At 52.7% G+C, this 25,999-nt stretch carries 29 protein-coding genes and 3 tRNA genes; 19 read left to right on the top strand and 13 right to left on the bottom strand.

The window, feature by feature from the left end; translation table 11 throughout:
- The first annotated feature begins 22 nt into the window (after nt 1-22).
- From ACFL9S_RS03495 to ACFL9S_RS03460, 8 genes are all read left to right on the top strand, one after another.
- Nucleotides 23-589 (top strand): 3'-5' exonuclease, encoded by a 567-nt coding sequence (locus ACFL9S_RS03495; RefSeq protein ID WP_405260294.1) that lies wholly within the window; start codon nt 23-25, stop codon nt 587-589.
- A complete protein-coding gene (locus ACFL9S_RS03490; RefSeq protein ID WP_405260293.1) occupies nt 589-1,113 on the top strand; it encodes an HD family hydrolase in 525 nt (174 codons plus the stop codon). Before ACFL9S_RS03495 ends, ACFL9S_RS03490 begins: the two co-directional genes overlap by 1 nt.
- Nucleotides 1,110-1,418 (top strand): hypothetical protein, encoded by a 309-nt coding sequence (locus ACFL9S_RS03485; protein ID WP_405260292.1) that lies wholly within the window; start codon nt 1,110-1,112, stop codon nt 1,416-1,418. The genes ACFL9S_RS03490 and ACFL9S_RS03485 overlap by 4 nt, the downstream gene beginning before the upstream one ends.
- Nucleotides 1,415-2,200: a hypothetical protein gene (locus ACFL9S_RS03480; protein WP_405260291.1), complete on the top strand. Its 786-nt coding sequence runs from the start codon at nt 1,415-1,417 to the stop codon at nt 2,198-2,200. The genes ACFL9S_RS03485 and ACFL9S_RS03480 overlap by 4 nt, the downstream gene beginning before the upstream one ends.
- A gap of 187 nt (nt 2,201-2,387) precedes the next feature.
- Nucleotides 2,388-2,843: an ead/Ea22-like family protein gene (locus ACFL9S_RS03475; protein ID WP_405260290.1), complete on the top strand. Its 456-nt coding sequence runs from the start codon at nt 2,388-2,390 to the stop codon at nt 2,841-2,843.
- Nucleotides 2,836-3,483, top strand: a complete 648-nt coding sequence (locus ACFL9S_RS03470) for a hypothetical protein (RefSeq protein ID WP_405260289.1) — start codon at nt 2,836-2,838, stop codon at nt 3,481-3,483. Before ACFL9S_RS03475 ends, ACFL9S_RS03470 begins: the two co-directional genes overlap by 8 nt.
- Before the next feature lie 160 nt (nt 3,484-3,643).
- Nucleotides 3,644-3,877 carry a DUF4224 domain-containing protein gene (locus ACFL9S_RS03465; protein WP_259149061.1) on the top strand — a complete coding sequence of 78 codons (234 nt, stop codon included), beginning with the start codon at nt 3,644-3,646 and terminating at the stop codon, nt 3,875-3,877.
- Complete coding sequence (locus ACFL9S_RS03460; RefSeq protein WP_405260288.1) at nt 3,877-4,887, top strand: tyrosine-type recombinase/integrase; 1,011 nt, start codon at nt 3,877-3,879, stop codon at nt 4,885-4,887. The genes ACFL9S_RS03465 and ACFL9S_RS03460 overlap by 1 nt, the downstream gene beginning before the upstream one ends.
- A gap of 127 nt (nt 4,888-5,014) precedes the next feature.
- Here ACFL9S_RS03460 and ACFL9S_RS03455 read toward each other — a convergent pair.
- The 6 genes from ACFL9S_RS03455 to uvrY all read right to left on the bottom strand — a co-directional run bounded on the left by ACFL9S_RS03455 (nt 5,015) and on the right by uvrY (nt 8,585).
- A tRNA-Leu gene (locus tag ACFL9S_RS03455) sits at nt 5,015-5,100 on the bottom strand.
- 12 nt (nt 5,101-5,112) lie between these two features.
- Nucleotides 5,113-5,186, bottom strand: a tRNA-Cys gene (locus tag ACFL9S_RS03450).
- Nucleotides 5,187-5,231: 45 nt separating this feature from the next.
- A tRNA-Gly gene (locus ACFL9S_RS03445) sits at nt 5,232-5,307 on the bottom strand.
- A gap of 173 nt (nt 5,308-5,480) precedes the next feature.
- Entirely contained in the window at nt 5,481-6,029 is a 549-nt protein-coding gene (pgsA, locus tag ACFL9S_RS03440) for a CDP-diacylglycerol--glycerol-3-phosphate 3-phosphatidyltransferase (RefSeq protein ID WP_133840959.1), read from the bottom strand.
- A gap of 71 nt (nt 6,030-6,100) precedes the next feature.
- A complete protein-coding gene (uvrC, locus tag ACFL9S_RS03435; RefSeq protein ID WP_405260287.1) occupies nt 6,101-7,933 on the bottom strand; it encodes an excinuclease ABC subunit UvrC in 1,833 nt (610 codons plus the stop codon).
- The gene (gene uvrY / locus ACFL9S_RS03430) at nt 7,926-8,585 is read right to left on the bottom strand and encodes a UvrY/SirA/GacA family response regulator transcription factor (RefSeq protein WP_159337109.1); all 660 of its coding nucleotides are present in this window, start codon (nt 8,583-8,585) and stop codon (nt 7,926-7,928) included. Before uvrY ends, uvrC begins: the two co-directional genes overlap by 8 nt.
- A gap of 474 nt (nt 8,586-9,059) precedes the next feature.
- On the opposite strand from uvrY, the gene ACFL9S_RS03425 reads away from it, so the two are divergent.
- Together ACFL9S_RS03425 and ACFL9S_RS03420 are read left to right on the top strand one after the other, a co-directional pair.
- Nucleotides 9,060-9,284 carry a DUF2594 family protein gene (locus tag ACFL9S_RS03425; protein ID WP_133840962.1) on the top strand — a complete coding sequence of 75 codons (225 nt, stop codon included), beginning with the start codon at nt 9,060-9,062 and terminating at the stop codon, nt 9,282-9,284.
- An 88-nt stretch (nt 9,285-9,372) separates the two neighbouring features.
- Entirely contained in the window at nt 9,373-9,708 is a 336-nt protein-coding gene (locus ACFL9S_RS03420; RefSeq protein ID WP_405260286.1) for a GlpM family protein, read from the top strand.
- A gap of 8 nt (nt 9,709-9,716) precedes the next feature.
- On the opposite strand, the gene ACFL9S_RS03415 is transcribed toward ACFL9S_RS03420, so the two are convergent.
- The gene (locus tag ACFL9S_RS03415; RefSeq protein ID WP_405260285.1) at nt 9,717-10,343 is read right to left on the bottom strand and encodes an autoinducer synthase; all 627 of its coding nucleotides are present in this window, start codon (nt 10,341-10,343) and stop codon (nt 9,717-9,719) included.
- Nucleotides 10,344-10,470: 127 nt separating this feature from the next.
- Complete coding sequence (gene sdiA, locus ACFL9S_RS03410; RefSeq protein WP_405260284.1) at nt 10,471-11,193, bottom strand: transcriptional regulator SdiA; 723 nt, start codon at nt 11,191-11,193, stop codon at nt 10,471-10,473.
- Between the two features lie 961 nt (nt 11,194-12,154).
- Here sdiA and cycA point away from each other — a divergent pair.
- On the top strand, nt 12,155-13,549 hold the full coding sequence (cycA, locus tag ACFL9S_RS03405) for a D-serine/D-alanine/glycine transporter (RefSeq protein ID WP_405260283.1): 1,395 nt from the start codon (nt 12,155-12,157) through the stop codon (nt 13,547-13,549).
- 34 nt (nt 13,550-13,583) lie between these two features.
- Here the strand turns inward: cycA and ACFL9S_RS03400 are convergent, their stop codons facing one another.
- Together ACFL9S_RS03400 and rutR are read right to left on the bottom strand one after the other, a co-directional pair.
- On the bottom strand, nt 13,584-14,564 hold the full coding sequence (locus tag ACFL9S_RS03400) for a metal-dependent hydrolase (protein ID WP_405260366.1): 981 nt from the start codon (nt 14,562-14,564) through the stop codon (nt 13,584-13,586).
- 25 nt (nt 14,565-14,589) lie between these two features.
- Nucleotides 14,590-15,255, bottom strand: a complete 666-nt coding sequence (rutR, locus tag ACFL9S_RS03395; RefSeq protein WP_405260282.1) for an HTH-type transcriptional regulator RutR — start codon at nt 15,253-15,255, stop codon at nt 14,590-14,592.
- Nucleotides 15,256-15,554: 299 nt separating this feature from the next.
- On the opposite strand from rutR, the gene rutA reads away from it, so the two are divergent.
- From rutA to rutG, 6 genes are read left to right on the top strand one after another with little or no spacing between them, the layout of a single operon-like run.
- On the top strand, nt 15,555-16,646 hold the full coding sequence (gene rutA, locus ACFL9S_RS03390) for a pyrimidine utilization protein A (protein WP_405260281.1): 1,092 nt from the start codon (nt 15,555-15,557) through the stop codon (nt 16,644-16,646).
- On the top strand, nt 16,646-17,392 hold the full coding sequence (rutB, locus tag ACFL9S_RS03385; protein ID WP_405260280.1) for a pyrimidine utilization protein B: 747 nt from the start codon (nt 16,646-16,648) through the stop codon (nt 17,390-17,392). Before rutA ends, rutB begins: the two co-directional genes overlap by 1 nt.
- 29 nt (nt 17,393-17,421) lie before the next feature.
- On the top strand, nt 17,422-17,808 hold the full coding sequence (rutC, locus tag ACFL9S_RS03380; protein WP_133840972.1) for a pyrimidine utilization protein C: 387 nt from the start codon (nt 17,422-17,424) through the stop codon (nt 17,806-17,808).
- Between the two features lie 10 nt (nt 17,809-17,818).
- Nucleotides 17,819-18,643: a pyrimidine utilization protein D gene (gene rutD / locus ACFL9S_RS03375; RefSeq protein ID WP_405260279.1), complete on the top strand. Its 825-nt coding sequence runs from the start codon at nt 17,819-17,821 to the stop codon at nt 18,641-18,643.
- A complete protein-coding gene (rutF, locus tag ACFL9S_RS03370) occupies nt 18,628-19,161 on the top strand; it encodes an NADH-dependent FMN reductase RutF (RefSeq protein WP_405260278.1) in 534 nt (177 codons plus the stop codon). Before rutD ends, rutF begins: the two co-directional genes overlap by 16 nt.
- 52 nt (nt 19,162-19,213) lie before the next feature.
- The gene (rutG, locus tag ACFL9S_RS03365) at nt 19,214-20,542 is read left to right on the top strand and encodes a pyrimidine utilization transport protein G (protein ID WP_405260277.1); all 1,329 of its coding nucleotides are present in this window, start codon (nt 19,214-19,216) and stop codon (nt 20,540-20,542) included.
- 25 nt (nt 20,543-20,567) lie between these two features.
- Here the strand turns inward: rutG and ACFL9S_RS03360 are convergent, their stop codons facing one another.
- Both ACFL9S_RS03360 and ACFL9S_RS03355 read right to left on the bottom strand, forming a co-directional pair.
- Nucleotides 20,568-21,479 (bottom strand): DMT family transporter, encoded by a 912-nt coding sequence (locus tag ACFL9S_RS03360; protein ID WP_405260276.1) that lies wholly within the window; start codon nt 21,477-21,479, stop codon nt 20,568-20,570.
- Nucleotides 21,480-21,597: 118 nt separating this feature from the next.
- Nucleotides 21,598-21,786, bottom strand: a complete 189-nt coding sequence (locus tag ACFL9S_RS03355; protein WP_405260275.1) for a general stress protein — start codon at nt 21,784-21,786, stop codon at nt 21,598-21,600.
- A gap of 333 nt (nt 21,787-22,119) precedes the next feature.
- Between ACFL9S_RS03355 and ACFL9S_RS03350 the strand changes: the two genes are divergently transcribed.
- Together ACFL9S_RS03350 and ACFL9S_RS03345 are read left to right on the top strand one after the other, a co-directional pair.
- On the top strand, nt 22,120-22,350 hold the full coding sequence (locus ACFL9S_RS03350) for a YccJ family protein (RefSeq protein ID WP_133840978.1): 231 nt from the start codon (nt 22,120-22,122) through the stop codon (nt 22,348-22,350).
- Nucleotides 22,351-22,520: 170 nt separating this feature from the next.
- Entirely contained in the window at nt 22,521-23,894 is a 1,374-nt protein-coding gene (locus tag ACFL9S_RS03345; RefSeq protein WP_405260274.1) for an NAD-dependent succinate-semialdehyde dehydrogenase, read from the top strand.
- 136 nt (nt 23,895-24,030) lie between these two features.
- Here ACFL9S_RS03345 and agp read toward each other — a convergent pair whose 3' ends face one another.
- Complete coding sequence (gene agp, locus ACFL9S_RS03340; RefSeq protein ID WP_405260273.1) at nt 24,031-25,635, bottom strand: bifunctional glucose-1-phosphatase/inositol phosphatase; 1,605 nt, start codon at nt 25,633-25,635, stop codon at nt 24,031-24,033.
- Nucleotides 25,636-25,999 lie beyond the last annotated feature (364 nt).

Here is a 25,999-nt window from a genome sequence, read left to right as displayed (position 1 = left end):
CAACCTGAAATCAGGATAAGCCATGAACCATTTAATGATCGACCTGGAGACTATGGGTAATAAACCTAACGCCCCTATCGTAGCGATCGGTGCAGTGTTCTTCGAACCATCGACCGGAGAGCTCGGTGCTCAGTATTCAAAAACGGTATTGCTGGCAAGCGAGATGAACCTTGGCGCGACACCAGACCCGGACACAATCGTTTGGTGGCTCCAGCAGTCCAGCGAGGCGCGTTCTGAGGTAGCGACAGCTGTGACCAGCATCTTTGTTGCTCTTCATGAGTTGAGCATTTTCGTTAGTGAGAACAAGTCGGAAGGTAACGTTCAGGTATGGGGTAACGGACCATCACTGGATAACGTTGTGCTTCGCGCTGCATATGAGCGTATTGGCTTCCCTGCTTTCTGGCCATTCTACAAAGACCGATGCGTCAGAACGATGGTAGAGCTAGGCCGCCAGATGGGTATTAATCCAAAAATTGATATGCCATTCACCGGTGATCGTCATAACGCCCTGGCTGATGCAGTTCATCAGGCTCAGTACGTGTCAGTTATCTGGCAGCGACTGATCACGTCTGCTGTGGGAGATAAATAATGTCCTGGATAACGACTCTCACCGGAAAGCACTTCGATTTCATCAATCCGCAGGCAGATACGGTCTGCATTGAAGATATTGCCGGGGCGCTTTCAAATATCTGCCGGTTCACTGGTCATGTGTCGTACTTCTACAGCGTTGCACAGCACTCCGTTCGCGTCAGCTATCTGGTTCCTGCTGAATTCGCCCTGGAAGGTCTGTTACACGATGCCACTGAAGCGTATTGCAGTGATATCAATTCTCCGCTGAAAGCCCTGCTGCCCGACTATCAGGCAATCGAAGAACGCGTCGATGCAGTCATCAGGGCTAAGTTCGGACTTCCACCAGCTATGTCACCAGAAGTTAAACACGCTGATTTAGTGATGCTCGGTACAGAACGCCGGGATTTAGGGTTGGATGATGGCATTCGCTGGCCCTGCCTTGATGGCATTGAACTCGATCCCTTCCTGATAACGCCTCTTCCTCCAAAAACCGCACAGGCGATGTTCATTAACCGCTGGAACCAGTTAAAGGTGAAATCATGATTAAACCAATCGAAGTGCAACGCGATCAGTGTGGATACTGGACTCACCCCGATTATCTGGCGTTCTGTGATGGCCGCGAGTTTATCGCTTATGCTGAATTAAATCAGTGGATGGAGTCGCCGTGCTTGCAGTGGTACGTGACTTATCGTGACGAGGAAGAAGTCGATCCTGATATCGATGGGTTTGACCTCTCATCATGGGAGCCAGAACCACCAGCTGGCGAAGGATGGTTCGTAGGCTCAATTCACGACACTGAAGATGGCTCGGTTTGCATCTGGCTTCGTTCTGTAGAGGCGCAGCCATGAGCTACTACGTATCAGGCTGCAAAGACAACGGCAGCGAGACAGTGACATGTGATGACAGCGAAGCTCAGTTCTGGACGCTGTATGTGCGTGACGATGCAGGGTTGAGTCAGGGCATCATTGACCTGGCGTTTCGCGAAGATGCTGAAGCAGCAATGGCTGTTTATGTTGAGCGCGATGCGCTGAATGAAACGCTATCCCGCTACTCAATGTCACCTGCTTGGGCTGACCAGAGGCAGAATGAATCAAAGTATGTTCGTGAGGTGCTGGGATTTGGTGCTGATGCTGATGACGTATCACCTAAAGATTTGGTCGATGCGATTGCCGCGCTTCAGGAGCAGGTGCGGGCGCTGGCTGCTGAGAATGTGGCGCTGAAGTCTGTATTCAATACTGAGGAAATTTCTGAAGAGGCGGTAGAGGCCTTCACTGAAACTGCCATCATGGATCACGACTGGGATGACACTGGCTCATGGTCATGGGTTGATAACGATAGTGATGTTATCCGCGCCGTACTGGCTGCCATTAAACCAGAAACCCCAGCCACAGACGCCGCTATCCGCGAGATTGTCGAAACATCACGCGCTGAGGGCATTCACTTCGCAGCAAACAGAATACTGGCGGCATGGGAGTCTGGTTTCATCAATGACACTCCAGCAATGGCTTATGACATCTCCGGTGCGGTTCTTTCTGCGATTGAGTTCCTGCCGAATGCTGATGAGGCTGAATTCAAGCGCGACTATGCAGATGAAGTTCGGGCCAGAATTCGCGCTGGGGAGGTTTTATGAGCACAGGCAGAGAGCCGATGCGTCGTACTGATCGCGATGATGGAATGAACCTTCCCGAAGGGAAAACATGTGGCGACTGCGTACACGCTCGTCGCTGCACAATGATGTTCGGTCATATCCCCGACGATGAAGTCTGCGATTGGAGTCCATCACGATTTCGTGAGAAATCGCAGGCAGGAGAGCAGCAATGAACACACAACAGTTAAAAGAGCTGGCTCAGCGGGCTACCGGTGGGGTGTGGCGAGCTTTTATCAATGAAAAAGCAAACGTATTCTCCATCCATACACCAGAAGATCAACGCTGTGGAGACATCATCGATTGGATGGGTTTCGACGGTGTCGATTGTAGTAAGAAGCAGAAAGCACGTAACGCACGATTCATAGCTGCATCCAACCCCGATACTGTGATAGCTCTGATTGAGCGCCTGGAAGCGGCAGAGGCCGAACTTGCACGGCGAGATGCTGCATTGGGCCCACAGCCAGCGGCCAGCACGCCGGATGGGTGGAAGCTGGTTCCGCTTGAGCCACATTGGTCAATGATCGATGCAGCTATCAAACACCATGAAGGCGAGGCTTTTCTGCCAGTAAGTTTGTACAAGGCCATGCTGGCAGCAACGCCAGCGCCGGGAGGTGTTGATGCGTGATCGTTTTTATTTAGCCTGTTTGCGTGAAACTGTCGGCAGCAATATGTCGTTCCACTGCAAGAATGGAAACGGCTACAGCTCCAATTTAGACCGTGCTGAGGTTTACAGCCTAGCTCAAGCTCAACATGCCTGGGATTCTGGTAGAGAAATTGAATTGCCTATCGCGGCTGATGATATCGACGATGCTGCAAAATGGCATGTAGATCATCAGTACATTCCCTGCGAAAACACCGTAAAGCCTGGGTGCAGTTCGTACGTGGCATTCGTCAAAGGTCGCTGGAATGGTAATGACGTCTTCTGGCTGAGTGACCTAATTCCTACAGACGATTTCAGCAAGGCCAGAGTATTCAGCCAGCCTGACGTCTCAGAAAATGGCTTGGTATGGTTACCACTGGCGCTGGCTGATGTGCATAAACGGCGTACGTTTGATATCGGCCTGCTTAACCGGCGATCAATGGTCCAGGGTGCGGGGCTCCGTATGCCTGACTGGCTTAAGCGCCAGCAACGCCGTAAAGGCTCGTCTGGGAAAACGCGTTGGAACTGTCCCGGCTGTGGGAAAATTAGCTGGCAGGAAAATCCGTATGACTTCGAAGGCTGCCGGGATTTGTCATGCGATGAATGGAGGCCACGTTATGGCTAAGTCAGCAGCAGAGCGTAAAGCCGCGCAGCGTGCCAGGCAGGCTCTGTCCATTACAGAAGGAAGTGGCGTGCTGGGTGCGTAATGGATGGTATGACGTGAAATTAACGCCGTGACATGTCACGGCCTTTAACTACCCGATGCAGCGGGTTGCGGAGACAAAATGGCACAGGCAAATCAGGAAGGAATTATTTCAGACGCTGACATTCAAGAGCTGACCGGCTATCAAATGCCATCAAAGCAATGCGAATGCCTGAAAAGCGCGGGTGTGTTTTTCATTATCCGCCGTGACGGCAGGCCAAGAACGACATGGCAGCATTTCAACGATCCTCTTTCGCGGCGTCATGTAGCCCCAGCTGAGGGTTTCGAACCGAACTTTGGAGCATTAGATAATTAATGGCGCGAGTCAGGGTAAATAAAGAAGATCAGTGGATGCCTCCCCGGACTTACCGGGGCAGGTCTGCATTTGAATTCAAACCGAAGAACGGCGGTACCATACGCCTTTGCGACATCACGTCTACTCAGTCACAGGTATGGGCTGCATATGAGTCTCTGATCAATGATCGCAGTGATGAGAACACTTTTTCTGGCCTCGTTGATAACTTTTTCAAATCTGCTGACTTTTTCGAACTCGCTACAGAAACGCAGAAAGATTACAGAAAGTACTCACTGAAGGTGATCTCGGTTTTCGGGAAAATGCCGTCAGACTCTATTAAACCAGAGCATGTACGTAAATATTTGGATAAGCGTGGCATCAAAAGTAGGACGCAGGCCAACAGAGAAAAAGCGTTTATGTCCCGCGTTTTTCGCTGGGGATTTGAGCGTGGAAAGGTGAAAGGAAACCCGTGCAAAGGAGTGAAACAGTTCAGGGAGGTTGCGCGTGATCGATACATCACAAATGCTGAGTATGCTGCCCTCTACTCCATTGCACCGGCAGTGGTTCGGGTCGCAATGGAACTCGCCTATCTTTGCTGCGCTCGCCAGGCTGATGTGTTGGAAATGAAAAAGGGGCAGCTGGTTGAAGAAGGGATCATGATTAAGCAGAGTAAAACGAGTGTCGCGCAGATTAAAGGCTGGAGTCCACGACTTGAAGCCGTGATAAAGGAATGCGCATCCCTCCCATTAAAGAGCGGCATGAGTAGCCTTTATGTCATCCACCAGCCATCAGGCTCCAAATACACTCGTGACGGTTTTAACAGTCGCTGGATGAAAGCAAAGCAGGCAGCCAAGGCAGCTTACCCGGATATGGATTTTGATTTCACATTTCATGACTTGAAAGCTAAAGGCATCTCTGACCTGTCAGGCAACATTTACGATAAACAGGCGATTTCGGGCCATAAAAATGTTGAGCAAACGGCGAGGTACAATAGAAAAATCAGCATCGTTCCGGTCGTAGGTGGGCAGTAATATGGCGGTGAATATTCTGAAGGTATATTCTGAAAGAGTATTTTTAGACGTAAAAAAACCGCCTTTCGGGGCGGTTACGACATTGCTTACTGCTTGTTTTTATTCGTTTTAATCGGTACTGAAAATATGGTGCCCGGGGTGGGACTTGAACCCACACAGCCATAAGCCGAGGGATTTTAAATCCCTTGTGTCTACCGATTTCACCACCCGGGCATGGGTGTTAATTGGAGGCGCGTCCCGGAGTCGAACCGAGGTAGACGGATTTGCAATCCGTAGCATGGCCACTCTGCCAACGCGCCTTTCATTCTTTTTTGTCATCAGAGAGTCATCTCTGGCAACTAATTTGGAGCGGGAAACGAGACTCGAACTCGCGACCCCGACCTTGGCAAGGTCGTGCTCTACCAACTGAGCTATTCCCGCATTGCCACCAGCATTAAGTCGGTTTTAAACAAACCTTCAGAACTTGCTGATTTGCTTTATCTTCTGGCTGCCTGAGCTGCCTTTCGATGCGTTGCATTCTACTGTTCTGGCGCAATGAGTCAACCAAATTATCCTCACAATGCATCCGTTTGCTGCTTTTTAAGTCGCTTCGATCACCGTTCGAGCAAATCACCCCGTGCAGCGCTCAAATACTGGAACATTGACCAGAATGTGAGCACAGCGGCAATGTACAACGCAGCAACGCCGACACCCTCAACAATGCTGTTCGGACGCCATAAAAGCGCAAACAGTGACAACATCTGGGCTGTGGTTTTGACTTTACCTATCCACGATACGGCCACACTGCTGCGTTTGCCAATTTCAGCCATCCACTCACGCAGAGCGGAAATGATGATTTCACGGGCAATCATCGTGGCGGCAGGCAAGGTGATCCACCAGGAGTGGAAATACTCCGCCACCAGCACCAATGCGATTGCCACCATCACTTTATCGGCGACAGGGTCGAGGAACGCCCCAAACTGAGTCGTTTGTTTCCAGCGGCGGGCAAGGTAACCATCGAACCAGTCAGTCACTGCAGCGAAGATGAAAATCAGCGCGCATGCCAGTGGAGCCCATTGAAATGGCAGGTAAAATGCCAGCACAAAGAATGGGATTAATACAACGCGAAACAGAGTAAGTAAGGTCGGGATATTAAATGGCATAATTACGCTAACTGTTTGGACAGAGTAGAATTTGTCCCTATGTTCCTACATTGCTACGGGTGTTGCAATGCTTAGTGTTTCAGCGCATAGAAGATTTTTTCAGCCAGCGCATGGGAAATCCCAGGGATACTGGCGATTTCCTCCATTGAAGCATTTATCAACGGTTGCAGGCCTCCCATGTACTTGAGCAGCATCTGACGCCGTTTTGGACCGATCCCTTCAATGGTCTCCAGCGCACTGGTGTTCTTCACTTTAGCCCGTTTATTACGATGGCCTGTTATTGCATGATTGTGAGAATCATCACGAATATGCTGGATAACATGTAACGCCGGAGAGTCTGGCGGTAATGCGAATCCCTCACCTTCTGGTTCAAGGAACAGCGTTTCCAGCCCCGCTTTACGATCGGTACCTTTTGCCACCCCCAACAGGAGAGGATGATTTTTATCCCAGGCAACATCCAGTTCAGCGAAAACCTCTTTCGCCTGTGAAAGCTGGCCCTTACCACCATCGATCAGAATAACGTCGGGGATTTTGCTCTCTTCAATCGCCTTGCCATAACGTCGACGCAGCACCTGGTTCATTGCCGCATAGTCATCACCGGGCGTGATGCCAGTGATGTTATAACGACGATATTCACTGCGCAGTGGCCCGTTGGCGTCAAATACCACACAGGAAGCGACCGTCTGCTCACCCATCGTGTGGCTGATATCAAAACATTCCATACGACGTATAGCCGGCAGCTTCAGGGTTTCGGCCAGTGCTGCCAGCCGCTGATGTAGGGTGGAATGCTGCGCCAGACGCGTGACCAGCGCCGTAGCGGCATTGGTGCGGGCCAGCTTGAGGTAACGGGCGCGGTCGCCACGTGGTTTGCTCTGGATCGCGATACGCCGTCCGGCAAGCTCTGTCAGTGAATCCGCCAGCAGATCTTTTTCCGGCAACTGGAAATCCAGCAGAATATCAGCGGGCAACGTGCGTGCCTGGCTGCCCTGTAAATAGAACTGCCCCACAAACGTCTGCACGACTTCAGCCAACTCGGTGCCACTGGGTACTTTCGGGAAATAACTGCGGCTGCCCAGGACCTTGCCCTGCCGAATAAACAACACGTGCAGGCAGGCCATTCCTGAGTCAAACGCAACACCGATGACGTCAAGGTCGTCCCCCTGATTGGAGACAAACTGTTTTTCCGTCACACGGCGCACCGCCTGTATCTGATCGCGCAGGCGAGCGGCCTCTTCAAAACGCATTTCCTGGCTGGCATGCTCCATGCGTGCAACCAGTTGGTTGAGGACCTGATCGTCTTTGCCGGAAAGGAACATGCGCACATAGTCGACCTGGCGCGCATACTCATCTTCCGCCACCAGTCCCTTAACACAGGGCCCAAGACAACGACCAATCTGGTATTGCAGGCACGGGCGCGAGCGGTTGCGATAAACACTATTTTCACACTGGCGCACCGGGAAGATTTTTTGCAACAGCGATAACGTCTCTCGCACCGCATAGCCATTAGGGAAAGGACCGAAGTATTCCCCTTTCGCATGCTTGGCACCGCGATGGCTGGCGAGACGCGGATGTGCATCCGCGCTCAGAAAGATGTAGGGGTAGGATTTATCGTCACGCAGCAGCACGTTATAGCGCGGCTGGTAAAGTTTGATGTAGTTATGTTCCAGCAGCAACGCTTCGGTTTCCGTATGGGTCACCGTCACGTCTATCTGGCAAATGAGCGCCACCAGCGCTTCCGTCTTACGACTGGTGAGATTCCCGCGGAAATAGCTGGAGAGACGTTTTTTAAGATCTTTCGCTTTACCAACGTAGATAACAGTACCAGCAGCATCGTACATCCGGTAAACGCCGGGCTGGCTGGTGACGGTTTTCAGGAAATACTGTGCATCAAACTGTTCATTCACTACTGATTAACGGCTCCGCGCTGTAAAGGCCATGACGAATGGCCAGGTGCGTTAACTCCACGTCACCACTGATATTCAGTTTGCTGAACATGCGGTAACGATAGCTGTTAACAGTTTTGGGACTCAGATTCAGCTGTTCGGAAATTTCCGTCACTTTCTGGCCTTTGGTAATCATCAGCATAATCTGCAACTCGCGTTCCGACAAACTGTTGAACGGCGATTCCGCTTTTTGCGGTTCGATCTGGCTAAGTGCCATCTGTTGCGCAATATCGGAGGCAATATAGCGCTGCCCCGAGTTGACTGAGCGAATCGCGCTAATCACTTCCTGCGGCGCCGCCCCTTTGCTGAGATAACCAGAAGCCCCCGCCTGCATCACTTTCGCTGGCAACGGGTTCTCTGTATGAATTGTTAACATGATGATTTTGCAGTCCGGCGTATAACGGATAATCTTGCGGGTTGCTTCCAGTCCGCCAATACCCGGCATATTCATGTCCATCAGCACCACATCGGCACTGTTAGCACGACACCATTTTACCGCATCTTCACCGCAGTTCGCTTCTCCAACAACCTGGATACCTTTGATATCCTCCAGGATGCGACGAATACCTGCGCGTACCAGCTCATGGTCATCAACAAGAAAAACGCTTATCAAACGATGCTCCTTAAGTGGCTAAGGCAGGTGGCGAAAATCACATTGGCAGGCAGATGATGTTACTACTTTTTGACGGCTGTTAGAACAGAAATAATGTCGAACTTTATACCCAATCTAATTTATCAGCAGGCGCTAAATAGCATGTAAATTCGCCATTAATGCAAAGATGTATCATGTAAACGTTAATCTTTTAGGCCGTTAAGAATGCCCCTAACGGGGGTGATAATAAAATTAATTATAAATTACAATAAGTTGTATAAAAATGCTATTTTTCAGTTTACCACAGCCAATATTTTTAAATTTTAGCACTGTCTACAACTTGACATGACACTACGGTACAACCGATTGTTTTATGGTTTATGTTAACCTGCGCAGTGATTTATTCATGCCATTATATGATATAGTTTCGAACACTTTATGTGCCTGGTCTACAAACCGGAAGCACTGTTTTTTCAAAGACTATCGGGAGAGATCATGAGCGAGACTGACTTTTCAACCAGCGAAGAAGTGCAGGCATTGGCTAACGAAGTGACGTGCATGAAAGCACTGGTCACGCTGATGCTGAAAGGTATGGGTCAGGCAGATGCCGGTAAAGTCATCATCAATATGGAGCGCTACATTGCCGCGCTGGAAGACCAGCAGCAGGCAGAAGTGTTCAGCAATACGGTTAAGCAGATCAAACACGCTTATCGCCAGTAATACACCCGCCCTTCCTACCGCGTTAAACGCCCGTTGCTTTTTTATCCGTTTTGTCACAGGGTAGTGTTTTCACTGACAGAACAGAGCAATGGGCTTACTTTTCAAAGCAATACTGGGTGCGGCGGTCGTGGTGTTAATCGGCCTGTTGTCAAGAACCCGCCACTACTATCTCGCCGGACTGATTCCGCTGTTTCCCACCTTCGCACTGATAGCCCACTATATTGTGGCCAGCGATCGTGGCATCGATGCGCTGCGAACCACCATCATCTTTGGCATGTGGGCGATTCTGCCCTACTTCATCTATCTGCTGGCACTTTGGTATTGTATTACTATGATGCGGCTGCCACTGGCACTGCTGGCAGCCGTAGTATGCTGGAGTGTGGCAGCATGGGTGCTGATCACACTGTGGTCAAAATGGCATTAACAATAAACTCAGCGCCCGCGTGGCCCCCAGCTAACCGATACGCCAAGCGTAGGCAGCACTTCTTCTGGCCGGAAGCGACGCGCACCGTGGAACTTTTCAGCCAGGTTCGGCTGACCAATCGGTATTTTGACTGCAAACAGGTTATCTTCTGACTGGATGATCCCCGGCGTGAGCGGATCGTAGTTCACCTGATGCCGTTCAAACATCTGCTCCAGCATCGGCGTTGCCGCGCTGTAGAGATACCGTATGCCTGACTGTTCAGCCAGCTGCACCGCATGCCATAAAATGTTCAGCGGCAGCTCCGCATCAATTTCAAGCCGCGCGGAGAAGCGAGACATCTCCCAAACGATATCACTTTCATTGTTACTATTTTCAGCCCCTGCGGCTGAACGATTGCTGTCTGGATCCTGCCATGCCATTAAACGCGCACAGCCACAGATACCAAACTGCGCAGTCCAGGCGATCAACCAGATCACATCGGAGCGATCAAAACGATCGTACTCCTGGCCCGGGGTACTGAGACGAGACGGAATCGACCAACCTTCACCTCTGGCGAAGACGCTGTAGCGATAACTTCCTAACTCTGCAAGTAAAGATGACGGCATGTCCTTCAGCTTGGTCTGGATAATCTTCATATGATCCCCTGTCGCATTCCCTCGTGAGCGCCGCTCCTGACGGTTCGGGCAGGGTTGTTACCCTGGGCGCAGGGTAGACAACCGGGTGGCAATTCGAAACTACCAAATTTGGTAGTTGCATCCTCTTTCAGATTAAACCGATTGCTGCGGCATAAGAGGCAATTTGCGTTTTGTTTGGTGCATTAAATCGTTTTTGCATGTTTTTCTGGTGAAAATTAACGGTATTCTCTGAAATTGAGAGGATCAGTGATATTTCTGCTGATGTTTTTCCCTCTGCGGTCCATTTGAGAATTTCGAGTTCTCTTTCACTTAATTCCAGTTTGGTTGCTAACATCGAAATATCATCCATTTCGATCAGTGCTGCCATAGAAAGCTCCGAAATATACTGGAGTTTAAGTTCAAGTTCTGTCGTTAACGCTATCATTTTAGAAGAATCAGCAGAAGACAGTGATAATATACCTACGGATCTGTTTTTCGCCATCACGGAACAAGAAATACCTTGATAAATACCATGTTCCCTGGCTGCTTGCAGAACGAACTGCCCCTCGGTGGTCATATCCTCTCCCCACAACCATATTGCACCCGGTGAACGGCATTTCTTCAACACGGGATCGCGCTGAACGAGATCTTTATGCAAATAATACTCAATCCACTTCTGCGGATAATTGCTGTAAAAAAAAGTTTTTGGCCGGGTAAAAGGAACGGGGTGGCGAATATACAGGGCATAAAAATCGAATTCCAACTCCGTCGCCTGTTGCTCAATTACCCTGGTAATATGAGCGATTTTGCTTCCCGTACGAAAAGCCAATTGCATCCTGTTTCGCCAACTGAAATAGCTCTCAGATGTCATTAATGCCTCAGTCTGACGGGAAAAATCCTCGCCCTGATTATAATTGTCATTGTGAATATGGCAGTAAAAAAATGAATAAAATCGAGTAAAATTTTTAATTGTACAGAGTGATATTTCTGGCAGAAACAGTTGCAACGCTCAGGTATTGATCTGTTTGGGCATAAAAAACCACCAGAAAAATAAGCCCAGAAAAAGGACATCAGACCGATAATAACCTGTGAAATCTTTTTTTCTCAGTGTCGCCAACAAGATACATCGATTTAACGCACCTCTCACCACACCGGGTTAGAATAGGATTTTTCCTATAAACATTCAATAATTTTGACCCGTTTGCCATTGAGTTTACACACAATAGTTTTACAGTATTTCAGTGCTTTCATTCAGGGATAAAAATGCACCTGGTTCAGGTTAAAGTCAAAAGATACTGATATTACTATTAATTACCTTACTCCTTTCACCATTTGGCTTTCACGCAATAGATTAATAAATATGTAGAAACAGCAGATAAACCCACAATCCTTACATGGAATTAATGGCGGGATACACAATCTGTGTCGTCATCTTTTCATCTTCAGTTCTGCTGCACATTGTTATGCCAGAATACGTCTCTGCGATTACCCGCATTTTGCAACAAGCAGCATGAGCGTATGCCCGACAAATGCATCGGTTTTATTCATCATTAATTGCATAGGACTATATCAATACTCTTCATCGCGCTTTGCGTCTTTTATTGACGCCAGGAATGGCAAACCGCTTCACCTCCCCTCCTTTTCCCCTACTAACAGAAGTGATGCCGGGTTTTTAAGCATATGACGCTACGTTATCGTCGTTTAGCTGCATTTTTGCTTTATCAGCCGGGATTTTACGTTAAGCTCTTGATCGCTCTAACCTCAACAACATCAGACACACGAAAAGCCATCAGAGCTTTCATAATCAACACCACAGGACAGGAAACCCGTTAATGGTTGATCAATCAAAAGAGGTGGCTACCTCTGAAAAAGGACCGGACCAGCTCCAGCGCAATCTGCACAATCGTCATATTCAGCTGATCGCCATCGGCGGCGCCATCGGCACCGGTCTGTTTATGGGATCAGGAAAAACGATCAGCCTTGCCGGGCCGTCGATCATTTTCGTGTATATGATCATCGGTTTTATGCTGTTCTTCGTTATGCGTGCGATGGGCGAACTGCTGCTCTCTAATCTTGAGTACAAATCTTTTAGCGATTTCGCCGCCGACCTGCTGGGTCCGTGGGCGGGCTATTTCACCGGATGGACTTACTGGTTCTGCTGGGTCGTCACCGGGATTGCCGATGTGGTCGCCATCAGTTCCTATTTCCAGCTCTGGTTCCCGGATTTCTCGATCTGGATGAGCGCCCTGCTGTGCATCGTGGTTTTCCTGTCGCTCAATATCGCGACAGTGAAACTGTTCGGCGAGATGGAATTCTGGTTCGCGATTATTAAAATCGTCGCGATTGTGGCACTGATTGCCACCGGCATTGTGCTGGTCGCGATGCACTATCCATCACCGGGCGGCGGTACTGCGTCCCTGAGTAACATCTGGGATCACGGTGGGATGTTCCCGAAAGGACTGAGCGGTTTCTTCGCCGGCTTCCAGATTGCCGTGTTTGCTTTTGTGGGTATTGAACTGGTTGGTACTGCGGCGGCAGAAACCCATGATCCAAAAACCGTTCTGCCGCGTGCTATCAATGCCATCCCGTTGCGCATCATTATGTTCTATGTGTTGTCGTTGATGGTGATTATGGCAGTGACGCCGTGGGACCAGGTGGTGGCAGACCGTAGCCCGTTTGTTGAAATGTTTATGCTGATTGGTTTACCGGCAGCAGCAAGCATCGTGAACTTTGTGGTGCTGACCTCGGCGGCCTCATCGGCTAACAGCGGCATCTTTTCCACCAGCCGTATGTTGTACGGTCTGGCGCAGCAGGGAGTGGCACACCGTCGCTTTGGGCTGCTGTCACGCCGTTCGGTGCCAACCACAGGCCTGTTCTTCTCCTGCCTGTGCCTGTTAGGCGGCGTGGCGCTGATTTACCTGATCCCCAATGTGATGACGGTGTTTACGCTGGTCACCACGGTTTCTGCCATTCTGTTTATGTTTGTCTGGACGATTATCCTTTGCTCTTACCTTGCCTACCGCAAGAAGCATCCGGAACGCCACGCAGCATCCAGTTATAAAATGCCGCTGGGCACGTTTATGTGCTGGGTGTGTATGGCCTTCTTTGCCTTTGTGCTGGTGCTGTTAACGCTGCAAGAGGATACCCGTCAGGCGCTCATGGTCACGCCGCTGTGGTTTATCATTCTGGCCGTGGGATGGTTCCTGCGTCAGCGTAAAGCGGCTTGATGGACAACGGGTCAGACAAGCCTGACCCGTTACATCAGAATCGTGACCACAGTTTATGCAGCGCCTGCCCCAGCGGCGGGCGCTGAACCGGTAAACGTTCCGGTTTAAACGGCCCGTCGTTTAACGGCTCAGGGCCAAGATCAAAGGTAAAGTTGTAGTTGGGTTCTTCCCCCATTCGCAGGTCAGTGATCATAATGTGATCCCCCACCCGCTTCATCGCATAAAAACCACGACTGAACCAGGCCACGCGCTGCACATACCAGTTACTGCTGAACTGTTGATACAATGCGCTGCCGTTATCATGGGTGCTGAGCGCCAGCGGCTTACCCGGGCTCAATAACGACCAGAATCCTTCCTGATAATGATCGGCTGACATCACCACCACGCGCCACTGTAAGGTGTTAAATGCGGTCGGTGTCACCAGCAGTCGCTCTGCTTCTACCTGCTGCTTGACCAGCTGTTGCTTCACCTCGCTCGTGACCCACGCCTGCGCCACCATGCTCCAGACCAGATACAGGCAGCTCAGACTTAAGCCCAGCGTATTCCAGCGCCGTCCGCGACGGTTTCGCCATGCCAGTGCCACCACCAGCCCGGCCAGCAAAGGCAGAGTGTAGAGCGGATCAATGATAAACATGCTGCCAATGGCAAAAGGACGATCGGTAAAAGGCAACGCTAACTGCGTGCCGTACACGGTGGTCAGGTCAAGTAGAGGATGGGTAATCAGTGCCAGCCACACCGCCGCCCACCAGCGCCCATACGCCTGCGGCTGGCGGCACAGGCGGCTGCATAGCCAGGCGATCAGTGGCGAAGCCAGCGTCAGCCAGAACAGCGCATGGCTCTCGGTGCGGTGCAGGGTCATATTGCGGATGGCATCGCCGTGATCGATAAAGACATCCAGATCGGGCAGCGTACCGCAGACCGCCCCCACGCTGGCAGCTTGCCATACCGGGACTTTGCGCCCCATGACGGCAACCACGACCGATGCACCCAGTACCAGTTGTGAAATGGAATCCATCATCGCTCCCTGTTCATCACGGCTCTTAACGTACGCGGATACCTTCAATCACCATACGCTGCACATTGTCGACCGTCTGATTAAAGAAGCCTTCATCGTTCAGAGTTTGTCCGGTTATCGCCTCCACCTGGGTGGCGAAGTCCGCATAGTGCTGCGTCGTGGCCCATAACATAAAGATCAGATGATGAGGCTGAACGGCGGCCAGTTTACCCTGTAAAACCCAGGTTTCTATTACAGCGGCCTTATCCTCGACCAGGTGACGCAAATCCCCTGCCAGTTCGGCTTTTAGCAGCGGTGCCCCCTGTAGCATCTCCATGCAAAACAGACGTGAAGCCTGAGGATGATCGCGCGAGACCTCCAGCTTAAGACGAATATAGTCACGTATCGCCTCCAGCGGATGCTGGTCGTGGCGCAGCGCGCGCAGCGGTGCCAGCCAGACATCCAGCAGGTCCTTCAGCACGGCAATATAGAGTTCTTCTTTAGAGGGAAAGTAGTACAGCAGATTGGTTTTCGATACATCTGCACGTTCGGCCACCTTGTCCAGGCTGGTGCCATGAATACCGAACTGCGAGAAAAACTCCAGCGCCGCAGAGAGAATAGCGGAACGCTTTGCTGCCACTGCGCGGGAACGACGCGTCGGGGCTTTAGCCGGTAACTTATCAGTAGAATTCACCGTGACTCCATGATCCATGTGGGTTCCGGGGATAATAGCAAAACACCTGGCGCATACCTAATCAGAGCGGATCCGAAAGCATGCACTTTTATTGACCATCCCCGCATGCTTTTTGTGCAACATTTTTTACCAAATGGTCTGAATTGGACCACTTACTCCACCTGAATTTTACAATTAAAAAACAACTCACTGTTTTAAAAAACAATTTTAATACTGGCACAGCCTTTGCAATCTGATTCACAGCGCCGCTTCAAAGGACACTGCAGGATGCACCGCAGCGCCGGGATTCACTCTTTCACGCAAGCAGAGGATGTCACATGAAAATTGGTGTTTTTATCCCGATCGGTAACAACGGCTGGTTGATTTCACAAAACGCGCCGCAGTACATGCCGACCTTTGAACTGAACAAAGCGATTGTGCAGAAAGCAGAGCACTATCATTTCGATTTTGCGCTCTCGATGATCAAACTGCGCGGCTTTGGCGGTAAAACTGAATTCTGGGATCATAACCTTGAGTCCTTTACCCTGATGGCAGGCCTGGCGGCCGTCACCTCACGCATTGAGATCTACGCCACCGCCGCCACCCTGACCTTACCTCCGGCGATTGTTGCCCGCATGGCATCGACCATCGACTCTATCTCTAATGGCCGCTTTGGCGTCAACCTGGTGACCGGCTGGCAGAAACCGGAATACGACCAGATGGGCCTGTGGCCGGGTGATGAATACTTCTCACGCCGCTACGACTATCTGACTGAATATGTCAGCGTCCTGCGCGACCTGTGGGGCAAGGGTAAGTCCGACCTGAAAGGCGAGTTCTTTACCATGAATGACTGCCGCCTCAGCCCGCAACCGCAAAAACCGATGAAGGTCATCTGCGCCGGGCAGAGCGATGCCGGCATGGAGTTTTCAGCCAAACACGCTGACTACAACTTCTGTTTCGGTAAGGGTGTGAATACGCCGACGGCTTTCGCCCCCACGGCGGCACGGATGAAAACCGCAGCCGATGCGCAAGGCCGCGATGTCGGGTCCTATGTGCTGTTTATGATCATCGCCGATGAAACCGATGAGGCCGCACGCGCTAAATGGGAACACTACAAAGCCGGTGCCGATGAAGAAGCGCTGTCGTGGCTGACCACACAAAGCCAGCAGGATAAGCGTTCCGGTAGTGACACCAACGTACGCCAGATGGCCGACCCGACGTCCGCCGTGAATATTAATATGGGTACCCTCGTTGGCTCCTATGCCAACGTGGCGCGGATGCTCGACGACGTTGCCACAGTGGAAGGCACTCATGGCGTGCTGCTGACCTTCGATGACTTCCTGCAAGGGATTGAAAACTTTGGTGAGCGTATCCAGCCGCTGATGCAGTGCCGTATCGACGTCATTGATGCTGCACAGGAGGTCGCATAATGCATAACAAACCTGCCGTTGTTTGCACCACCGCATCAACAAAAAATGCCATTACCCTGCCCGCGCGCCCGGAAGCGATTGTCTTCCCGCCGGAGCAAACTGCGCTGATCGTCGTCGATATGCAGAATGCTTATGCTACCACCGGCGGCTATCTCGACCTCGCCGGGTTTGATGTTTCGGCCACGCGCCCGGTGATCGATCAGATCAATGTGGCGGTCAAGGCTGCCCGCAAGGCCGGTATCCAGGTGATCTGGTTTCAGAACGGCTGGGACGATCAGTACGTTGAAGCCGGTGGACCCGGTTCACCGAACTGGCATAAATCGAATGCGCTGAAAACCATGCGCCAGAACCCGGAGCTGCAGGGCACGCTGCTGGCAAAGGGCGGCTGGGATTATGAGCTGGTCGATCAGCTAACGCCACAGCCGGGCGATATCGTGCTGCCCAAACCGCGCTACAGCGGCTTCTTTAATACCGCACTCGACAGCATGTTACGCAGCCGGGGGATCCGTCATTTAGTGTTTACCGGCATTGCCACCAACGTTTGCGTGGAGTCCACCCTGCGTGATGGTTTCTTCCTTGAATACTTCGGCATCGTCCTTGAAGACGCCACCTATCAGGCAGGCCCGCTGTTTGCCCAGCAGGCCGCGATATTCAATATTGAAACCTTCTTTGGCTGGGTGTCTGACGTCGGCAGTTTCTGCTCGGCATTACAAACGGAACCTGCCACCACGCCCCAGACAGCCTGACACCTGCTTGTTAAACGGAGAAAGAAACGATGCCAAAAACGATTATTACCCCACCGGGCACCAGCGTGCCGATCGCCCCTTTTGTTCCGGGAACGCTGGCCGATGGTGTGGTGTATGTGTCCGGTACACTGCCGTTCGATAAAGACAATAACGTGGTTCACGTGGGAGATGCCGCCGCACAAACCCGCCACGTGCTGGAAACGATTAAGAGTGTGATTGAAACCGCAGGCGGCACGATGGATGACGTGACCTTTAACTCGATTTTTATTACCGACTGGAGCAACTACGCTGCCGTCAACGCGGTGTACGCCGACTATTTCCCCGGTGAAAAGCCCGCCCGCTTCTGTATTCAGTGCGGGTTGGTGAAGCCCGATGCGCTGATTGAAATCGCCAGCGTGGCGCATATCGGAAAATAAGGAGTCATCCATGCATATTGAGCTGTCAGGCCGCGACGATCCCGGGGCCAGAACCGTAGTGTTATCCGCCGGACTGGGCGGGCTGGGGAGTTTCTGGTTGCCGCAAATGAATGCGCTGCGTGCGGCGTTTCGCGTGGTGGTTTACGACCAGCGCGGCACCGGAAAAAGCCCGGATACGCTGCCTGAAGGCTACAGTATGTCGCAGATGGCCAGCGAACTGGCGACGCTGCTGGAACAGCACAATATTATGCAGTTCGATATCGTTGGCCACGCACTCGGTGGCATGGTTGCCCTGCAACTGGCACTCGACTACCCCGAACGCGTCTCGCGACTGGTGCTGGTGAACGGCTGGCTGCGATTAGATGCCCACACCCGCCGCTGTTTCCGCGTGCGCCAGGATCTGCTGCTCAATGTCGGGGTCGAGGCGTATGTTCGCGCCCAGCCGCTGTTTCTTTATCCCGCTGACTGGCTGTCGGAGCATCAGGCACGCATCGAAGCCGAAGACACACTGCATACGGCGCATTTCCAGGGTAGGGATAACTTACTCAAGCGCCTGCATGCGCTGATGGCCTGCGACTTCAGTTCTCATGCCGCGCAGGTTACCCAGCCCGTGCTGTTGCTCTGCTCACGCGACGATCTGCTGGTGCCCTGGACCTGTTCCGAACAGCTGCTGGCCGCGCTACCGAACGCGACCCTGCACCGAATGAACTGGGGCGGCCATGCCATGAGTGTTACCGACGCTTCCACCTTTAATCACCTGCTGACGAGCTGGCTGCAAAATGACAGCCTGGCCGCGAATACCGCTGATATGGAGCCACTATGGCAGAAACCCTGAATACCCTGGCACCCACCCCGCAGATCGCCGGCGTGGAGAAGCAACAGTTCCGTGATGCAATGGCGCGCCTGGGTGCCGCCGTCAATATCATCACCACCGATGGCCCCGCCGGACGTGCCGGATTTACCGCCTCGGCGGTGTGCAGCGTCACCGATACGCCGCCCACTCTGCTGGTGTGCCTGAACCGATCCGCATCGGTGTATGACACCTTCAGAGAAAACAGACAGCTGTGCGTGAATACGCTGGCGTCCGGTCATGAAGCGTTATCTAACCTGTTCGGCGGCAAAACGCCGATGGCCGATCGATTTATCGCCGCTGACTGGTCAACACTGGTCACCGGATCGCCGGTTCTCAGCGGCGCACTGGTGTCGTTTGACTGCCTGGTAACGCAGGTGATGAGCGTCGGCACCCACGATATTTTCGTGTGCGAAGCACAGGCACTGATTTTCAGCGACAGCAGTCATGGCCTGATCTATTTCGATCGTGGCTACCACCCGTTACCACAACGTAGTTTCTGATACCGGGCTTTACTCGCCGGTCAATAGCAGTGCTCACACTCTGGAGATAACGATGGCAGGTTCCTGGTTCCCTCAATGGTCGAAAACGACGGCGGCGACAACCGGTATTGTCGCGCCTGATGAAACGCTGCCCCTCGGGCAAACGGTAGTGATGGGCCTGCAGCACGCGGTCGCCATGTTTGGTGCCACCGTGTTGATGCCTTTGCTGATGGGACTGGACCCGAATCTGTCTATCCTGATGTCGGGCGTGGGGACGCTGCTGTTCTTCCTGATCACCGGAGGCCGCGTACCCAGTTATCTTGGCTCCAGCGCGGCGTTCGTTGGCGTGGTGATCGCCGTGACCGGCTTTAGCGGTCAGGGTCTGAACCCGAATCTCAGTGTGGCGTTGGGTGGCATCATTGCCTGCGGACTGGTCTATACCCTGATCGGCTTTGTGGTGATGAAAGCCGGCACCCGCTGGATAGAAAAATTGATGCCGCCGGTGGTAACGGGAGCCGTCGTCATGGCGATTGGCCTGAACCTGGCACCGATTGCCGTGCGCGGCGTTTCAGCCTCGATGTTCGATAGCTGGATGGCGGTAATGACCGTCTTGTGTATCGGCGTGGTCGCGGTGTTCACGCGGGGCATGGTGCAGCGCCTGCTGATCCTCGTGGGGCTGATTGTCGCCTGGGCGATCTATGCGCTGCTGACCAACGGCTTCGGATTAGGTAAACCCGTGGACTTCAGCCTGCTGGCGAATGCGCCGTGGTTTGGCATGCCGCTGATCACCAGCCCGACGTTCAGTACCCAGGCAATGGTGATGATTGCTCCGGTGGCGGTGATCCTGGTGGCGGAGAACCTCGGGCACATCAAGGCGGTAGCCGGTATGACGGGACGCAATCTTGACCCTTATATGGGCCGGGCATTTGTCGGTGACGGGGTAGCAACCATGTTATCTGGCAGCGTTGGCGGCAGCGGAGTCACCACTTACGCAGAAAATATCGGCGTAATGGCAGTGACCAAAGTTTACTCCACGCTGGTGTTTGTCGCGGCGGCAGTGATTGCCATGGTGCTGGGCTTCTCACCGAAATTTGGGGCACTGATTCACACCATCCCCGGACCGGTTATCGGCGGTGCGTCGATTGTGGTCTTTGGTTTGATCGCGGTAGCCGGTGCGCGTATCTGGGTACAGAATCACGTCGATCTCAGCCAGAACGGCAATCTGATTATGGTTGCTGTGACACTGGTACTGGGTGCGGGAGACTTCGCACTGAAAATCGGCAGCTTCACGCTTGGCGGTATTGGCACGGCAACATTTGGTGCCATTTTACTGAATGCTCTCCTCAGCCATAAACGCGCTGCCACACTCAGCGACAGCAGCGTAGTGCGTCAGGATCTGTAGCGCCTGATGCGACAATAACCTGCCATTACAAAGGCGAAGAGACGCTCTTCGCCTTTTTCTTTCGTTTCACTTTCAGCTCACTGATCAGCACGCCCAGTACGATAAGTGCCCCACCCAGCAGGGCGATACCCGGCAATCGCTCCCCGGCAATACGCCCGACAATCCCTGCCCAAACCGGCTCACCCGCATAAATGACCGTCGCTCGTGTCGGTGACACGCTGCGCTGCGCCCAGTTCATCGTCACCTGGATCAGTGCGCTGGCGATGCCCAACCCGATGGCGCTGTAAAGCAGATAGGGGCTGAACGGCGGTACCGACTCATTATTTGGAACCATCATCACAAAGCCAAAGAGGGAGGCTGCGGCCAGCTGGATCACCGTGACGCGCTGTACATTGACCTTCCCCGCGCTGGCGCTGATCAGGATAATCTCCGCCGCGATGGCCAGTGTACTCAACAACGTCGCGATCTCACCGGCGTTGAACGCCATCTCACCGCCTTCCGGCCCCGCCAGTAGCAGCAGGCCACCAAAAGCCAGCACGATCCCGACCCATGACATCAGTCCAGGCATTCTGCCCAGGAAAACCCACTGCAACAGAGGCACCAGCGGCACATAGAGTGCCGTGATAAACGCCGATTTGCTGCTGGTAATGGTCTGCATGCCGTAGGTTTGTAAACCATATCCGAGGCCAATCGCCAGGCCAATCAGCGCCCCTGCTTTCACCTCATACCAGGTGACACCCCGCAGTACGCGCCATGAGATCAGTCCGAGTAATACCGCCGCCGTAGCAAAACGTACGCCAATAAAAAAGAAGGGTCCGCTGACCGTCATCGCATGATGCACCGCGAGGAAGGTGCCTCCCCAAACCATCGTGATCAGGATAAGCACCCCTTCCTGGGGGTTCACTGAAAATTTGTAACGCGAGAAAAAGCCGGACATTGGCGCACTCTGCTGGAAATTTGGCGTCAGTGTGCTGGGTTAGCTGCAGGGGGTCAAGCGTTGAAAATGGGGTTGTGTTTACACCGCCGGAGAACCCGGCGGCGGGTGGCATTACTGCTTAATCACTGTCGTCGGTTTTACTTTTACTCCCGCGACTATTGCGGCCACCTTTTTCGCCTGCCAGAGAGGCGCGCTGAGGATCATGCTTAAAGTTCCCCCCGCTGACCTTGCCGCCTTTGCGTCCGGCTTCTGATGCTCTTTGACGGTCTTCAGCGAAATTTCCAGATCCACCACGATGTTCTGCCATTTCTTACCTCCGAATAGTTAAGACATCATACTGCATTGTGCCCGTATCCCGTTGGAGCTTACCGGCAACAATGGCCGCAGGCGCTGCTGCCTGCCGCATTGTTAAGCATAGTGTATTCAACTGAGGATGGTTTACTGACTCGCCATTTCCTGTGTCAGATAACCGGGAATACACTGATTTCCCCCCTTAATTTTTATTAATGCATTGTGGCAAAAAATGTGGGGCTGCTGATTTTTTAAGCAAACATTGATCGCACCACGGGCAGGCAACGCGCACTCTTCTATACTGACGAATCAGGCATTGAACGGACAACATCAACCACAGGAGAGCGTTATGGCAACACAACAATCGAAAGCGCATCACGTTGGCGAATGGGCCAGTCTGCGTGGAACGTCACCCGAAATCGCTGAAGCTATCTTTGAGGTGGCGAATTACGATGAACGTTTGGCTGAAGCCATCTGGCAGCAACAGGGCAGTGATGAGGTCCTGCTGCGTGCCTTTGATAAAACCGGTGCAGACGTGCTCACCTGGGATAATAAGGTGGTTGAGCGCAGGAACGTCTGATGCCCCATCGGCGGGTGTCTGCACCCGCCAGTATTAAAGCCTGACATTCTGCGAGTCAGACTCCTCTGAGAACCCACCCTCCTGCCGTCATGTCGTCTACGCTTAATGCTGGGTTGACTTACTGACAGCCAGAACCCGGCTGATTACTGACACTATCCAAAGGAGGCGTAATGCCGTACCAGACGATTAATCCCGCAAGTAATAAGCTGATCAAGTCCTGGCCTGACCACAGCGACAGCCAGATTGAACAGGCACTGGCCACCGCCGATGCGCTGTATCACTCTGACTGGTCCAAAGGCGATCTTCAGCCCCGATTACAGGTGCTGAAAAAACTGGCAGATTTGATTGATAGCCGCGTTGATGAGTTGGCAAAAGCGGCAAGTGTTGAAATGGGGAAACTGATTGCACAAAGTCGGGGTGAAGTTCAGCTCTGCGCGCAGATTGCCCGATATTATGCCGAGAACGCCGGGCGTTTTCTTGCCCCTACGCCTTACCCCAGTGAGCTGGGCGAGGCCTGGGTTGAGAACCATCCGATTGGCGTTCTGGTGGCCGTTGAACCCTGGAACTTTCCGTTTTATCAGCTGATGCGCGTACTGGCGCCCAACCTCGCTGCCGGAAACCCGGTGCTGGCAAAACATGCGCAAAATGTCCCACACTGTGCCACGTTGTTTGAATCTCTGGTGACCGAAGCCGGCGCACCAGCAGGGGCCTGGACCAATATCTTCGCCAGCAACGACCAGGTGGCAACGCTGATCGCTGATGACCGTGTGCAGGGTGCCGCTCTCACTGGTTCCGAACGTGCAGGCAGCGCAGTGGCACAGCAGGCAGGGAAATACCTGAAAAAAACCACGCTCGAACTGGGTGGTAACGATGTGTTTGTGGTGCTGGATGACTGCGACCTGGAGAAAGCCGTGAAGGCCGGTGTCGGTGCCCGCCTCAGTAATTGCGGCCAGGTTTGTACCGCAGCCAAACGCTTCCTGGTGCATGAAAAGGTCGCCGATCGCTTCCTGGAGAAAATGACGGAGGCGTTTAACGCAGTGAAAATTGGCGATCCCCTTGATGCCAGCACCACCCTCGGCCCACTCTCCTCCGCTGACGCGCGCGATCGTCTGCATAAACAGGTTCAGCAGGCAAAAGAGAAAGGCGCAAAAGTGCTGCTCGGCGGTGCGCCAGTCCCGGGTGATGGCTGTTTCTATCAGCCTACCATCCTGACCGGCATCACCCGCGATAATCCGGCTTACTTTGAAGAGTTCTTCGGACCGGTGGCGCAGATCTATGTGGTGAAAAATGATGATGACGTGGTGAAACTGGCCAATGATTCGCACTACGGACTGGGCGGAGCCGTGTTCACCAAAGACATTGCCCGTGGCAAAGCACTGGCTTCACGGATTGAAACCGGGATGGTGTATATCAATTCGTCCAGCGATACCGCGCCGGAACTGCCCTTCGGGGGGGTGAAACGGTCAGGATATGGTCGTGAACTTTCTGACCTCGGCATTAAAGAGTTCATTAACCAGAAACTGGTGGTGATCAGCAAGGAGTAAGGACGTACCGGAAGTCATCTTCTTAAGCCGCTCCCACTCACGAAAAGATCGCCATTAAAAAAGGGGCGACCTGTTAACCAGGTCGCCCCTTTTCATCTCTGAACGCGGGAAGCCGTCAATGCCCCCCCTGCCCGGATCAGTTAGCTGCAGGTTTCGCGTCTGGTGCGGTTTCTGCTTTTGCTTTGTCCGCTTTCGCTTTATCCGCAGCCGTTTTATCGGCAGCCGCTTTGTCTGCGATGACTTTGTCTGCTGCGGCTTTATCTTTTGCAGCCTGTTCAGCAGCAGCCTTATCTGCGGCAGCTTTCTCTTTCGCTGCTTTATCGGCAGCGGCTTTATCAGCAGCCGCTTTCTCTGCAGAGGCTTTATCCGCTGCGGCCTTATCTGCGGCAGCTTTGTCGGCCAGTGTCTTATTGACGACGGCTTTCTCGTCAGCGGGTTTTGCCGCCGGAGTGGCTGGCGCAGCAGCCGGTGCCTGTTCAGCCACCTGTAACGGCGTTCCCTGCAGCGACTTATTCAGTACCTGGGTGAACTGGTCCCATGAACAGAAGCCGTTAGCATCGGTCGGGCAGCCTGCCATTTGCAGCGTGACACGCTTCGGCGGATTATCCAGTGACAGGGCTTCTGCATCACGCAGCTGGCTGGTTGTCTGGTAGACGTATTCCACCTTGACCAGCTCACGGTCATTTTTCTTATCGTGCCAGCGCTGGAACTGCACCATACCGCCAATCGGCGTTTGCTCGTTTTGTCCTGGCAGATCGTAAGGTTTGAAATCCAGGGCGGTCAGCAGTGACGCGATATTCGAATCATGTCCGACCATTAAGGTCACTTTAGGTGCACTGGCTTTATCCTGATCGACCAGCAGGCTACGGATGTAATCCACCAGCGGAGCGGCCACTTCACGCGCGACAACCGGAGAGGTGAACAGCGTGTCCTGGTAGCCATTTTTGATCGCTGCCAGTTCTTTCCACTGCTCAGGCGTTTTGATTTGTCCCCATGCAACCTGCTCCATCGGGAAACCTTCGTAATATTGCAGGGTGAAGGCATCCACCAGGGAGTTCCCCACCTTCAGCGGGCCAGAGACATTCGGTTCTTTGCCGTTATCAGCGCTGAATTTGTTCTGGTTATCGCTGGAAAGATCGCACTGCTTTTTGCCGTTACAGGCAGGCGAATTTTTATAGTCGATAATTTTTTCCAGACGCTGGAAAGCAGGTTTCAACGCCAGCTTCTCGCCTTCGCCGTTAATCGCGGTCAGCGCCTGTTTGTTAAAATCTTCGCTGTCATTGGTGATCACCGGATTAAATACCGGGTCCATCGACCCCATCTCATCCTGATGAGAAACGGCAACGTCACAGCCAGGGAACGCACCCGCCACAAAGAACTGAGCGGTAGCAACGGTGCGTTGCAGGCTGTTTGCATAGGCATAGATGTCATCCGGCGCCGGACACTCACCGTCTTTGACTAATCCCTGCTGTGCCAGCCATTCACGGGTATAGCGGCCCATATACACTTCCAGCACACCACCTTTGGTGGTCAGCTGCCCACCTGGTACATCCCACTTAGGCCAGGCTTTCTTCGTCGCCTGCGCCAGTACGCTGCCATTATCCGCTAACGGAGCACGCAGGTTGTGACGGCTCATCATCAGCACTTGTTCCAGCTGGTAATCACTCTCAGCAGCCCAGGCAGGAACCCCGGAAAGTGCGGAGCAAACGGCTAACGCACAAAGACTATACTTGTTGATCATATGTGTATTCCATTGATTCAAAGGGGTGAACTGGCTGGCAGACATAACATGCAGCGCAGAAAGAAAACAGCGCATCAGCACTGACTCACCACAACCGCTCTCCAGAGTACAAGCCAGACGCTCATAGAAAGATGAATAGTGAGAATATAGCAGACTCTGCACCCGGCGGTTTAGTCGCTTCAGGAGTTTGAAAAGAAACAAGATGTTTTTAGGAATGATCTAGTCGCCCGCCCGTGAAGAAAATAGCAGGAAGCCGGGGAAAACAGAAGATGTTAGCAGCAGCAATGGCGGGATTCTTATTCCCTGAACAGGGGGGATAAATTTGCTCTCTCCGACAATCATCATCCGTAACACCGGCAGCCAG

The organism is Erwinia sp. AnSW2-5 (assembly GCF_045107195.1).
Lineage (GTDB): Bacteria > Pseudomonadota > Gammaproteobacteria > Enterobacterales > Enterobacteriaceae > Erwinia.
Note: the sequence above shows the minus strand (reverse complement) of the source record. Positions and strands in the feature narration are given on the sequence as shown.